Annotated in this window: 9 protein-coding genes; 8 read left to right on the top strand and 1 reads right to left on the bottom strand. The window is 41.1% G+C overall.

Features of this window, described 5'->3' with window-relative positions; all coding sequences use genetic code 11:
* Genes AS4_RS16510 through AS4_RS16485 form a run of 6 tightly spaced genes read left to right on the top strand, consistent with a single transcriptional unit; the run spans position 1 to position 7,898 of the window.
* Positions 1-1,194 (top strand): LLM class flavin-dependent oxidoreductase, encoded by a 1,194-nt coding sequence (locus AS4_RS16510; protein ID WP_096734875.1) that lies wholly within the window; start codon positions 1-3, stop codon positions 1,192-1,194.
* Positions 1,195-1,206: 12 nt separating this feature from the next.
* Entirely contained in the window at positions 1,207-2,784 is a 1,578-nt protein-coding gene (locus AS4_RS16505; protein ID WP_096734874.1) for an ABC transporter substrate-binding protein, read from the top strand.
* A 2-nt stretch (positions 2,785-2,786) separates the two neighbouring features.
* On the top strand, positions 2,787-3,938 hold the full coding sequence (locus tag AS4_RS16500) for an ABC transporter permease (RefSeq protein ID WP_096734873.1): 1,152 nt from the start codon (positions 2,787-2,789) through the stop codon (positions 3,936-3,938).
* Complete coding sequence (locus AS4_RS16495; RefSeq protein WP_096734872.1) at positions 3,935-4,783, top strand: ABC transporter permease; 849 nt, start codon at positions 3,935-3,937, stop codon at positions 4,781-4,783. Before AS4_RS16500 ends, AS4_RS16495 begins: the two co-directional genes overlap by 4 nt.
* A gap of 2 nt (positions 4,784-4,785) precedes the next feature.
* Positions 4,786-6,603 carry a dipeptide ABC transporter ATP-binding protein gene (locus AS4_RS16490; protein ID WP_096734871.1) on the top strand — a complete coding sequence of 606 codons (1,818 nt, stop codon included), beginning with the start codon at positions 4,786-4,788 and terminating at the stop codon, positions 6,601-6,603.
* 26 nt (positions 6,604-6,629) lie between these two features.
* On the top strand, positions 6,630-7,898 hold the full coding sequence (locus AS4_RS16485; RefSeq protein ID WP_004823398.1) for an acyl-CoA dehydrogenase family protein: 1,269 nt from the start codon (positions 6,630-6,632) through the stop codon (positions 7,896-7,898).
* Between the two features lie 201 nt (positions 7,899-8,099).
* On the opposite strand, the gene AS4_RS16480 is transcribed toward AS4_RS16485, so the two are convergent.
* Positions 8,100-9,155, bottom strand: coding sequence for an ABC transporter substrate-binding protein (locus AS4_RS16480; RefSeq protein WP_096734870.1), 1,056 nt, complete (start codon positions 9,153-9,155; stop codon positions 8,100-8,102).
* A 286-nt stretch (positions 9,156-9,441) separates the two neighbouring features.
* Between AS4_RS16480 and AS4_RS16475 the strand changes: the two genes are divergently transcribed.
* Entirely contained in the window at positions 9,442-11,265 is a 1,824-nt protein-coding gene (locus AS4_RS16475; RefSeq protein WP_096734869.1) for an ABC transporter ATP-binding protein, read from the top strand.
* A complete protein-coding gene (locus AS4_RS16470) occupies positions 11,262-13,094 on the top strand; it encodes an ABC transporter ATP-binding protein (protein ID WP_096734868.1) in 1,833 nt (610 codons plus the stop codon). Before AS4_RS16475 ends, AS4_RS16470 begins: the two co-directional genes overlap by 4 nt.
* The last annotated feature ends 123 nt before the right edge of the window (positions 13,095-13,217 follow it).

Here is a 13,217-nt window from a genome sequence, read left to right as displayed (position 1 = left end):
ATGGCTGTAAAACTTTTATGGTATCTCACCTCTCCTGATGGTCCCTATCCTTGGTTGGAGTCGGGACGCTGGGATACCGATTATGAACATTTGCAACAAATTGCAATTACCGCAGATCGTCTGGGGTTTTACGGTTCGCTCATGGGTACAAGTGAGTATGAAACACTGGCGGTTGCTGCGAGTTTAATTCCTTTTACTGAACGCCTGAAGTTTTTGGTTGCGCAGCATCCAGGCGAAGTTCAACCCGCAGTTTTAGCTAAATATGCACAAACTTTTGATGCATTCTCTCAGGGACGTTTGTTGTTTAATGTGGTCAATGGCAATGATCAGGGACTTGCCGCATTGGGTATTCATTATTCACATGATGAACGCTATGACTTTAGTAAAGAATACTGGAGCACATTTCAACAGAATTATTTAGGCGATAAATCTGGTTTTCAGGGTGAGTTTATTCAAGTGGCTCCACGTCAAGAGGGTGCTTCACCGATGTCAAAATGGCATGGGGCAACCCAAAAACAAGGCGTACCACTGTGGGGCGCGGGCACATCAGCGAAAGGGGTACAACATTCAGTGGAATTGCTGGATGTGTATTTAAGCTTTGCCAACACACCGCCGCTGCTGGGAGAAAAATTCAGTAAGGTTGCAAAAGAAGCCGCTAAAGTTGGGCGAACTTTGCAGTATGGAACTCGCTTACAAATTATTGTTCGTGAAACCGAAGAAGAAGCGTGGCAATACGCGCAGACTCTACTCAATAAAATTGATGTGAATTATGCGATTGAAGCAGTAAAACGTCAGCTTCCACCCAATGAAACTTTTGAAAGCTATCAAAGTAATAACCCGATTGTTCAAAAAAATTTAGAACGCTTACGTCAGGGGATATTACCTCAAGCTAAAGATTTTGAAATTTATCCAAATATTTGGACAGGGCCATCACTGTTTGGTTTTGACATCTTAAATCCCGCTGCGGGGATCGCATTGGTCGGGAGCGCTGAAAATATTGCTCAACGTATCCAAGAATATGAAAGCTACGGTACATCTGCATTTATTTTGTCGGGTTTTCCTTTAATCACTGAAGTTTACCGTGTTGCAGACTTGTTGTTTCCTCTACTTGAGCTCGATCATGGTTTTGAGTTACCGAAGTTAAAAAATCGCTCCTCTGTAGATTCTCTGTTGAATCAAGAAACTGTGGTTTAAATGGAGAATCCTATGAGTAAAATTACGCGCAGAGCATTAATTAAAAATACTGGTTTAGGTCTAGGTACGATTGCAGCAGCAAGCCTGATCGGGTGTTCTCGTTCCGATTCCTCAGCATCAAATGAAGCTGCTGCACATACAAGCCAGCATACCACACCGCAAAAAGGTGGAGTGATCAAAATTGGGGTGATTAATGGTAATCAAGCTGGAAATTTAGATGCCCATAAGCCGATTGGAATGTCGAGTGCCTTTAGAGGTTGGCCGTTATATGCCAAATTATGGGAGTGGGGGCGAGATATTCAACCTAAATTGGCGCTTGCTGAATTTGCAGAACCCAATGAGGATGGCACTAAATGGACGATTCGGTTAAAGAAAGGGCTTGAGTTTCATCATGGTAAAACCATTACAGCCGATGATGTCATTTTCTCTTTACGTCGTTTGACCGATCCTAAACTGGCGTCTCCCTTTGCTGCTTATCTGTATTCATTACAGCGCGATGCGATTAAAAAGCGTGATGATTACACCGTTGAAATTCCATTTGCTCAAGGCAAAGGCTTAGTAGCCCTACCTGAAGCATGGATGAGTTGGGGTGGTATTGTTCCAACAGATTATGACCCAATCAAGAATGTCGTCGGAGCAGGCCCGTTTAAGCTGGAAAGTTTTACCCCAGGTCAACGTTCCCGTTTCGTACGTTTTGAAAATTATTGGAAAGACAATCAGCCTTATGCAGATGCCATTGAAATTATAGATTTTAAAGACCAAACCGGGCGGCTTGCTGCTTTGCAATCAGGGCAAATTGATATTGCATCGGGTATTAGTGCCGAGCATTTATCTTTGATTCAAGCCAATAAACGACTGAATGTTGTTTCATCTAAAACAGATGCTTGGCAATCCTTTGACATGAATACCACTAAAGCACCGTTTAATGATCCTCGTGTCAGACAAGCATTTCGTTTGATTGCCAATCGGGATGATTTAGTGAAACGGGCATTGGCGGGACAAGGGCGAATTGCCAACGATCTGTATTCATTTAGTGATCCTGTTTATAACCATGAAATTCCACAGCGTAAGCAAGATTTAGCCAAAGCTAAAACATTATTAAAAGCCGCTGGTTTTGATCAAAACTTAAAAGTTGATTTATATACAGGACCAGATAGCAATGCCGCCTTGGTTTTTGCGCAACATGCAGCGCAAGCTGGCGTGATTGTAAACGTTAAACAAGTTGAAGCTGCAACATTTGCAGATGCAGTCAAACAAGATTGGGCATTGAGTACAGGTTCAAATGTTTCTCGTCCATTTTTATTGACGGTATTGCAGATTGATGGACCCGGTGCAGCCAATAACAAAACCCGTTTTAATCAAGCCCGTTTTACTGAGCTGGTGCATCACGCATTGCAACAGCCTGATCTGGAAAAACGCAAAGTTCTGGTGCATGAGGCACAGCAAATTCAGCATGAACAAGGTGGCTTACTGATTTGGGGTTTTAACAATGTTTTAGATGCACATTCTCATCAGATTGGTGGTGTAACACCTGATCGAACCGGTTTTGCAGCATGGCGAACTGATGAGTTTTGGCGTAAAGGGGAGTGATGATGACGACTCAAGCCAGCAAAATTGAAAGCTCGATTCAACATCCAGCTATCGCCAAGTCGTTTGAATTTCCTGCATGGTTACCTTGGTTTTTGACCCGTATCGTGTCAGGAATTTTGGTGATTTTTGTGATTAGTTTAATTGTATTTATCGCGACTCAAGCACTTCCATCTGACCCTGCGCGGGTCATTTTAGGGCCAGAAGCACCAGAAGCTACGGTTCAAATACTGCGTGAACAATTGGGGCTGACTCAACCGATATTGGTGCAATACTGGAATTGGCTGACTCAATTATTACAAGGTAATTTTGGACGCTCAATTGATTCTAATGTACCTGTGTTACAGATTATTCAAAACTATTTTGGTAATACGCTTGCTTTGAGTAGCTTGGTGGTGGCAATCACTGTACCGATTTCAGTTTTACTTGGGGTTTGGTTATCGCTACGTCGTGATAGCAAACTAGACCGAATCATTGTATCTAGCTCGATTATTTTTAAAGCAGTGCCCGGATTTGTCATTGCCATTTGGCTGATGATGTTATTTTCAACTTCGATCTTGCATGTATTACCCGCTGCATCATTGCTGATTCCTGGGCAGTCTCCGTTTAGCCAGTTAGAGTTTTTAATTTTACCCATTTTAACGTTAGCTTTATCGCTTATTCCTTATCTCATGCGTCTTGTGCGAGGCTCAATGATCGATGCCTTAGAGTCCGATTATGTCACTTCAGCACGATTACGCGGTATTCCAGAGCGTCGCATTATCTGGAAGCATGTTTTACCTAATGCTTTAGTGCCTGTGGTACAAGGCACGGCATTGACCATACGGGTTTTACTCAGTGGGGCTTTAATTATCGAGGTTGTATTTAGTTATCCCGGAATTGGCAATGCATTGAATGCAGCAATTGAAATGCGGGATATTCCTACCATTCAAGCGATTGTGTTATTGCTGACCATCTGTGTGGTGGTGGTCAATTTAATTGCAGACTTAATGACCACTTTACTCACACCGAAAATACGCACTGCAAAAAAACATAAAGCCCGCTCACCTGGTTTACGTCAGGCATTACGTTTATGGAAATCTGGCCGACCGATTACGGTAAAGCCTGTCGATCGCCGTAATGCCTTGAAGAATATCAATTCAGGAGAGGGTAAATGAGTACACTTCATTGGTATCAACGTAAGTTTTTCAAAGCCTTGATTTCTGAGCGACAAGTCCGTTTTGGTTTTGTGGTGACAAGCTTAGTTTTGATATTTTCGCTTATTGGCCCAGTGCTGGTTCCTTTTGAACCAACTGCATTAGTGGGCATGACCTATGGTGCGCCTGAAGCACAAGCTTTTCTTGGCTATGACTATATTGGGCATGATGTTTGGTCTCGTGTATTAGCGGGTGGTGCTTCAATTATTTGGATGACCCTCGCTGCCAGTTTGGTGGCTTTAATTATTGGTTCCAGTTTAGGCATATTGGCTGCTTTTGCACGAGATAAAGTTGACCAGTTTGTGACTTGGCTTACCGATGTTTTTATGGCATTTCCTGATCTGATTTTAGTGCTATTAATCGTTTCGATGTTAGGGCGTGAGCCATGGCTGATTGTGCTCACTGTTTCGATTGCTTTTATTCCTGGGGTAGTACGTCTTGCACGAAGTGTTGCTCTAAATTTGGTTGAGCAAGAGTATGTAGAGGCCGCCAAAATTTTAGGTTATTCGAAAAGCTATATTTTATTCCGTGAAATCCTACCCAATATGCTGACACCCTTATTAATTCATCTTGGGGTGATGTTGACGTGGGCTGTTGGCATGTTATCTGGTCTGGCTTTTCTTGGTTATGGTATCGCACCTCCTGCAGCCGATTGGGGCCTGATGATTAATGAAAATCGTGCTGGGTTATTGGTTCAACCGTGGGCAGTATTTGCACCGGTGATTTTAATTGCTTTGTTTGCGCTGGGAACCAATGTGTTGGCTGAAGGTGTAGGGCGTGCCGCAGCGCGGATTGAGGAAAAGTAACCATGACAGAGATTTTAAAGAATACGGTACTACAGGTAAAAGACTTAACAGTAGCATTGGTCAACACAGGCAATCATGTGGTTTCGAATATTTCTTTTCATTTAAACGAGGGCGAAGTCCTTGGGTTGGTGGGAGAAAGTGGTTCAGGTAAAACCACATTGTCGAGTGCGTTATTGGGCTATGCACGGCATGGTGCCAAAATTATTCAAGGCACAATTGCGCTGGATGGACAAGATATCCTCAGTCTTGACGATCACGCCTTGCGTCAAATTCGAGGTTATAAAATCAGTCACGTTGCCCAAGATCCGGGAACGGCACTAAATCCAGCATTAACAATTGGACAGCATCTACTTGAGTTATTAGAAGTTCATCAATCACGCTTATCCAGTAGTGAAAGAAATCATAAAGTTGCTAAAATTTTAGATGAAGTGGGATTGCCTCAGGATGATGTGTTTTTAAAACGCTATCCTCATCAGCTTTCCGGCGGGCAACAACAACGGATTTTATTAGCATTGGCATTTTTGTTACAGCCTCGCTTAATTGTCTTGGATGAACCGACAACAGCATTGGATGTTACGACCCAAACTTTAGTGCTGAATATTATTCGTAAATTATGTCGCGAATATAATGTCGCAGCAATTTATGTATCACATGATTTGACTGTGGTGAAAGATATTGCAGATCGCATAATCGTCCTGTATTCAGGCCAGATTGCAGAAGATGCTGCATTAAGCCAGTTATTTGAAACGCCAAAACATCCTTATACCCAAGGTTTACTCAATGCCATCCCCGATGTGTCGATTCGTAAATATTTATCCCCCATCGAAGGACATGCACCCGCACCGAATGACCGTCCAACAGGATGTGCCTTTGCCGCAAGATGTACTTTCGCTAGCGAATTATGTCATCAACAGCAACCGAAATTAACCCTGTTATCTCAAGCATTTGATCCACATTTTGTTGCTTGTCATCATTGGGATGAAGTGGGTGTGATCAATTTTCAAGAGCTTGATCCGCATCTGATTGAATTAAAAACAGATCAACAGGCACTGCTTAAAGTAGAACATATCAATGCTTGGTATAGCCAGCAACAAGCACTTTTCGATGTTTCTTTTCAAATACAGCGTGGAGAATGTTTGGCCTTAGTCGGTGAGTCTGGTTCAGGTAAAACCACACTGTCTAGAGTGATTGCGGGACTGAATGAAAATGCAGAAGGTCAGGTGATTTTAGCAGATGAAGTATTGTCCTTGCAGGGACAAAAACGTCAGTTAACACAACGACATAAACTGCAATATATTTTTCAAAATCCATATAAAGCCTTGAATCCAGCACATACCATAGGACAGACACTCACTAAAGTGGTTCAGCACTTTTTTGCTACATCTCAGCAAGAAACTCAACAAAAGGTCGTTCAGGTACTTCAACAAGTCTCGCTTCCTCCACAGGTTCAAGAACTCTACCCAAGAGATTTATCTGGCGGAGAACGGCAACGTGTAGCGATTGCACGAGCGCTGTTATGTCAGCCTGATGTTTTGATTTGCGACGAAATTACTTCTGCTTTAGATGTGTCAGTACAAGCATCTATTTTAAAACTGTTGCAACAACTGCAAAAGCAAGGCGTAACTTTACTTTTTGTGACCCATAACCTTGGGGTAGTTAGAGCAATTGCTGATCGAGTTGCCGTTTTAAAAAATGGCCATCTGGTGGAATACGGTGAAACCGATCAAGTACTGAGTCATCCGCAACATGCGTATACCAAAACTTTGCTCACACATGCACCCAGCTTATTTAAGACTACAGCACAGCGTATCTGTGCATAAAAAACAAGAGATTTTCCGGAGTTAAAATGAACGATATTCAGCAACACAATTTTTTAGAATTGGGCAGTATAAGACATATTCAAAGTGAACAAGAAGCATTGGATATTGCCAAGGCAGTAGCAAAACAACTGACTGAATTTGCTCAAGATCCTCAATATAACAAAAGTGTTCCTTATGAACAGGCCCGCTTAATTTCAGAAGCAGGTCTGACAGCGATTATTGTTCCTCAACAATTTGGTGGTTTAGGTGCGAGTATTACCACATTGGTCAATGTGGTAAAGATCATTTCATCTGCAGATGGTGGTGTGGGGCAACTTCTACAAATTCATTTCACCATGTTTCGAGGAATTTTAACGGGTTATGAGGATGATATTCGCGATCAATTATTGCGTGATGTATTGAGTGGTAAACGTTTAGGCAATGCACTCGCAGAAGTGGGCGGAAAAGATAAATTTCAGCATAAGACTCGTGTAGAAAGAAATTCACAAGGGCAGTTAATCTTAAATGGCAGTAAATTTTATTCCACAGGTTCTTTATTGGCCGAGTGGATCTCTTTATTTGCAGGCAGTGATGATGGACCTGTTTCGATCTTGATTCATCGTGATACGCATGGGGTAGAACTGCTCGATGATTGGGATGCAATGGGGCAAAACAATAGTGTCAGTGGCACAGTCAATTTTAAAGATGTTGTTGTCGATGAACGCTATGTTGCCAAGCGCAATACTGGTGGTTTAGGGACAGTGCTACGCACAGGTTTAACTTGGCCTCAGATTTTGCATGCAGCTATGGATACAGGTATTGCTAAAGGTGCACTTGAAGGGGGGATTGATTATTTGCAACAGAATGCTCGTCCTTGGGTGGAAAGTGGCGTCGACTCCCCGACACAGGAACCGCATATCATTAAGCAAATTGGTGAGTTTGCAGTTTTGGTCCGTTCAGCAGAAGCACTTTTAGATCGCTCAGCAGCGATTTTTGAGCAGCATTTAACCAATCTGGAAGATGAAGCCTTACAAACTGAATTGATTTTATCTGTGGCTGCCACACGCAGTCAGTCAGACCATGCATCTTTGAAAATTTCCAGTGAAATCTTTGGCTTACTTGGAGCAAGCTCTACTTTGTCAAAATGGAATTTAGATCGTTTCTGGCGTAATGCTCGTACACATACCACACATGATCCGATTCGTTGGCGTTTATATCATGTTGGAAATTATTATTTAAATAATATTCCACCTGGTGAATATAACTCTGTACTTTTAAAGAAACAGGCTGAAAATGTGACCAAATTTAAGTCATAATTTGAGTTCGACCAAAATATGCGACTCGGAAACCTCATCCACAACTGTTTGAGGCAGTACTTAATCGCATATTTTTTTCGGTGAGAAGCAGCGCTTTATGCGTTGAGAATAGTCAGAAGCTTTTGTATAGGCGATGCCTTAAATTTGAAAGCTGAAAAATAAAAGGTTGTCATCACGACAAGCTTTTATTTTTTCGTATTGTTAAGCCACTTGTGCATGAATAGCAATGTCTTGTGCTAGCCATTCACGAACATTGATTTGAGCTGGAATAAACTTCCAGCGATAGAGAAAGTCACTGAGGTCTTGTAAGGCAATAATCGATGTTTCATCAAAATTGGTATTCAGCTTGAGATGTGCATCTGCGCCATAAGCTGCATGGACCCATTGTTCACTGCTATTACATTCTTTAGCCAGATAGCGGTGAGTTTCATCTGCATGCACATGCGCCCATTGTTCAGCTTGTAAAACCGCATCGACGATGGATTGAGCTTGTTGTGGATATTGCGATAGAAAATCTTCATCCACAGTTAGTGTTCGAGGGGTACCATTATTTGAACGTAGGATAGGGTCGGGATGTGAACCAATATCAATAATGGTATGCAGGGCAAAATCATGGGCAATTTGTGCTGCATGTGCGCCTTTTAAAAAGATGGCATCGACATCCCCTTTGATTAAAGCCACAATCTCTGCACTTGCGCTCAGTTTATTACGATTGCTAAAGAAACTCGCATCATTTTCTTCGGTATGATTTTGCTGTTGTGCCACTAATATATCAGCACGCAGACAATCCACCAGTTCCAGATCACTGACCTTAAGATTTACTGTTTTTAATGCATTTTCTAAACCGCGAATGGCTTGAGCACGAGAGAAATCGATGATGGCATCTTGATTCAGTGGGAGCCCAAAGCGTTTACCTTTTAGATCCTCAACCGTCTTAATTTGGGAATCATATCGAGTCAGCAGTAATTGGACTTCATCTGCCCAAGATAAACCGATGACTTTAGTTTTTTGTCCAGAAGCATATGCCCAAATTGCAGGAATACTGCCACCATGCCGAACTGAATTGGCAAGGGTATGGTTAAAATGTGAGTTACGAACCTCTTTTGAGTTCGATTCACGAATTGATTTAATTTCAATTCGTTGCTCAATAAATTTTTCTTTTAGCCAGCCTTTTTGAATCGAGATTCCGAGCCCTGTAGGAACTGGACAGCGTGTATACCAAAGTGTATTTAATGGTTGCGTTTGAAGTGTTGTCATTGTGACATCCTGTTGTGATTTGAATGCTTTAAAGCAATATTGATGCCATTGTTTAACTTGTTGATATTTAGAATATATTTTTAATATCTATTTTTATGATGTTGATATATCAAATATTGTTGCAATAACAACAGATAACAAGTGCGGATGTTTTAAATCAAACATCTCATCAAACATGTTTTTTAAAAAAATAATATAAAACAATGGATTAAAATATTTGTGCCGTTGAAAAATTTGGCATAGATCTCGCAGTGAGCTATAGATCTTTAGTTGTTGTTTTATTTTTATGTTTAAAAATTATCCACTGTTGCGAAGTTTGGCCTTATATCGTTTTATGCCATTTCGCTTTGTATTGACGGCAACATTATTTGTCCTTGCCAATTTTGGCTTAGCACTACAGCAATATTCAATCGGACATGCGATTGATACGCTAAAACACAGCCAACCTGAAAGTTTATTTCAACATGCTTTTACAGATCCGTTAAATCCGTGGTTTTGGTTTATTCTACTAACGAGTATCGCTTTACTTCGTGCCATTATTCAATATTTAGCGGGTTTAAGTGCCTTGACGATTGGACAGCAATTGTTAAGTATTTTAAGAGAAAGAATCTTTAGCCAGGTCCAGCATTTAGATGTTTCATGGCACTGGAAACACGGATTAGGTGAAGTTTTATCAAGAACCACCCGAGATTCAGATAAATTAAAAGAAGCTTTAATTAATTTTTGGCGACAAGTGTTTGAATCCAGTCTAGTGGTCGCCGCAACAGTTGGATTGTTGTGTTGGTATCATCCTTGGTTGGGGATCGTTCCGCTTATTTTTATTTTTCTAGGCCTAGCTGTGCTGTTTAAACTGACCAATCAGTTGGTGGTGCTGGATCATCAAGTTGCCTATGCCTATGAAAAAGTCAGTGATACTTTGGCTGAAAGCGTCAATGGTATTCGAGTGGTCAAAGCCTTTCAACTTGAGGAAAGGCTCTTACAACGTTTTAATGCTGCGGTTGATAGCTTTATTCGTCATTCCATTCAAACCATTCGCACCAGTGCACAACGCTTACCGATTCCTCAAATGATTATTGCCTGTTCCTACTTATGGGTGATTGGGTTTGGTGGCTACTTAATTGGACAAAATCAATTACAGATTGGGCAATTTGTAGCTGCTGTACTTATGGCAAATTTATTGGTGTTTCGGATTGAAAGTATTGGACAGGTCTTACATATTTTTGCAGATGCACGTTCATCGGCAACTCGAATATGGCAAATGCTAGATGAGAAATCGGCAATTGTAGATGCTGCACATGCTTTGCCACTACAAGGGGATGCTGATGGGGATGAAGGTTTAAATATTCGACTGGAAAATGTCAGTTTTCAGGATCGAAGCACAGAAAAGTATATTTTAAAACAGTGCAATGTTGAATTCCGAGCAGGTGAAATCGTCACCATTGTAGGGAAAACTGGTGCGGGTAAAACCACACTGATGAACTTGCTGAATCGTTTTATCGATCCAACCGCAGGGCAGGTCTGGATTGGTTCAGATCAACGCGGTTGGCTCAATCTTAAAGATCTGAGTTTGGTTAACTTACGTCATATGGTTCAGATTATTCCGCAAGATAATTTCTTTTTCTCAGGAACCTTGGCGGATAACTTAAAAATAGCCAAACAGGATGCGACTGAACAGGAGATGCGAGACGCGTTGCATTTGGCTTCAGCATCTGAACTATTACAGCGTCTCGATGCTGGTCTGGAGACACGAATAGGGGACAAGGGAGTCACCTTATCTGGAGGGCAAAAACAACGGATTGCACTGGCACGGTCAATTTTAAAAAACTCGCCAATCTTGGCGCTTGATGATTCAACCAGTGCTTTAGATTCCACTACAGAAAAACAGGTGTTACAGCGTTTATCAGGCTTGGCTGATAATAAAAATCAGCTCAAAAGAACCATTCTGATCAATTCAAATAAACAGACCACGATTTCTTTATCAGATCGCATTATCGTATTAGATCAGGGACAAATTCTTGCTCAAGGGAGCCACACAGAATTGCTCCAGCATTGCGTATTTTATCGGGAGTTGATGGGCTTTCAGAAAGCGCAACAGGAGATTCAAGCATGAATACCACGGTTAAAAATTTCCGTCCGCTGGCGAAAATCTCTGATCTGCAGATCGAAGAAAACTTAGCAAAAACCGCGCTACATCGCGGAATGTTAAAAAAACTCATTCCTTTGCTTTATCCGATTCGTTATTTAATTCTGGCCATGATCTCAGTAGAGATCTTACAAGTGCTGAGCATCTTTGTACGTCCATGGGCAGTCAAGTACATTTTAGATTCTGGATTTCAGCAAGTGACTGGGAAACTGGTGCTGTATCAGCCAGTACTTTTTATAGCAATTGCTATTCTGGCATTCAGTTGGGTGTGTCGTTTTGGATTAGCGGGTGTATCAAAATACTTATCTGGTCAAGCGGCTTTAAGCGTCATTAATGATCTAAGACGTTCATTATTTCAACATATTCAAGCTTTAAATATAGGTTATTTTGATCGAACTAAAGCTGGCCGAATTATTTCACGAGCGGATCGTGATGTGGATACTTTAGAACCAGTATTGATACAAGGACCACCTGAACTACTTTCTGCGATTTTACGTTGCGGATTAGCATCTGTGCTTTTGTGGCATATCTATCCGCCATTTTTCTGGTGTTTATTTGCAACTTTGCCGATTTTATTGACAATGACTGCAATATTTAAAAAGTCATCACAACGGCATTGGGGACGGGTTGCCGAAGAACGCAGTCGATTTACTGCACATTTGGTTGAAACGGTAAATGGCGCCAAAATTATTCAGCAATTGAATTATAGTGAAACCAATCAACAGCGCTATCAGCAGCTCTTAAAAGATTTTAATGATTCTATTATTTATGGAAGTAAGCGGACCAGCTGGTTTGCCCCATTTACTGGATTGCTTTCGACAGTGGCAACCGCGGCTTTTATTGTGATTGGAAGTTATGCTTATAGTGAAGGTGTCATCAGTATTGGACAGTTTGCCGAAAGTATTTTTTACGTGTTTTTATTCTTGTCACCTTTACAGGAATTGACCGATTTATTTGAGCGTTATGCCAATGGTGCAGCGTGTGCACAACGGATATTTCTACTTTTAGATACCCAATCTAGCATTCAAGATGCACCACATGCGTTGAAATTAGGGCAACTTAACGGGCATATTCGTTTTCAGTCTGTAGATTTTGCTTATACCACTAAAGCTGTTTTACAAAATTTTGATTTAGAGATCGACGCTGGAACGGTGGTTGCGATCGTGGGGCCTACAGGTCATGGTAAAAGCACCATCGTTCAGTTACTGACACGGTTTTATGAGCCGCAGCAGGGGGGGATTTTCTTAGACCGTTATCCGATACAGGATATCCATCTGGACAGTTTAAGACAAAATGTCAGTATTGTTTTACAGGACAATGTCTTGTTTAGCGGCACAATTTTAGACAATTTACGTTTAATTCAACCCGAAGCTACAGATCAACAACTGATTCAGGCGATTGAAGAACTTGGTGCAGATGATATTCTAGGACAGCTTCCTCATGGTTATTTTACTGAAGTTGGAACACTCGGAAAAAATTTAAGTCATGGGCAACGCCAACTTGTTTGTCTGGCACGTGCATATTTGGCTGATCCTAAAATTTTAATTTTAGATGAAGCGACCTCTGCGATTGATATTTATACGGAACAGAAAATCCAATATGCCCTTCGACGCTTATGTAAAAATAGAACCTGTATTGTGATCGCACATCGCTTAAGTACCATTCAAGAAGCAGACAAAATTGTGGTGATTGAGAATGGGGCTGTAGTGGAACAAGGTTCTCATGAACAACTGATTCAACAGCAACAATCTTACTATCAGTTGTATCAATCTTATTTACACAATCAACTTGTATAAGCTTATGCGCCACTAGCAAATCTGTGGTTTTATAAACATTTTTTCGAATCATTGTTTAAATATAAACAATGATTTTTTTATTTTTAATGACAAGTTTTTGATATTCAATAATAAAAATTTTGG

Source organism: Acinetobacter guillouiae, assembly GCF_002370525.2.
Lineage (GTDB): Bacteria > Pseudomonadota > Gammaproteobacteria > Pseudomonadales > Moraxellaceae > Acinetobacter > Acinetobacter guillouiae.
Note: the sequence above shows the minus strand (reverse complement) of the source record. Positions and strands in the feature narration are given on the sequence as shown.

Excerpts from the sequence above, each read along its gene's own strand:
- AS4_RS16510 (WP_096734875.1), top strand. The coding sequence starts at position 1 with ATGGCTGTAAAACTTTTATGGTATCTCACCTCTCCTGATGGTCCCTAT.
- AS4_RS16505 (WP_096734874.1), top strand. The coding sequence starts at position 1,207 with ATGAGTAAAATTACGCGCAGAGCATTAATTAAAAATACTGGTTTAGGT.
- AS4_RS16500 (WP_096734873.1), top strand. The coding sequence starts at position 2,787 with ATGACGACTCAAGCCAGCAAAATTGAAAGCTCGATTCAACATCCAGCT.
- AS4_RS16495 (WP_096734872.1), top strand. The coding sequence starts at position 3,935 with ATGAGTACACTTCATTGGTATCAACGTAAGTTTTTCAAAGCCTTGATT.
- AS4_RS16490 (WP_096734871.1), top strand. The coding sequence starts at position 4,786 with ATGACAGAGATTTTAAAGAATACGGTACTACAGGTAAAAGACTTAACA.
- AS4_RS16485 (WP_004823398.1), top strand. The coding sequence starts at position 6,630 with ATGAACGATATTCAGCAACACAATTTTTTAGAATTGGGCAGTATAAGA.
- AS4_RS16480 (WP_096734870.1), bottom strand. The coding sequence starts at position 9,155 with ATGACAACACTTCAAACGCAACCATTAAATACACTTTGGTATACACGC.
- AS4_RS16475 (WP_096734869.1), top strand. The coding sequence starts at position 9,442 with ATGTTTAAAAATTATCCACTGTTGCGAAGTTTGGCCTTATATCGTTTT.
- AS4_RS16470 (WP_096734868.1), top strand. The coding sequence starts at position 11,262 with ATGAATACCACGGTTAAAAATTTCCGTCCGCTGGCGAAAATCTCTGAT.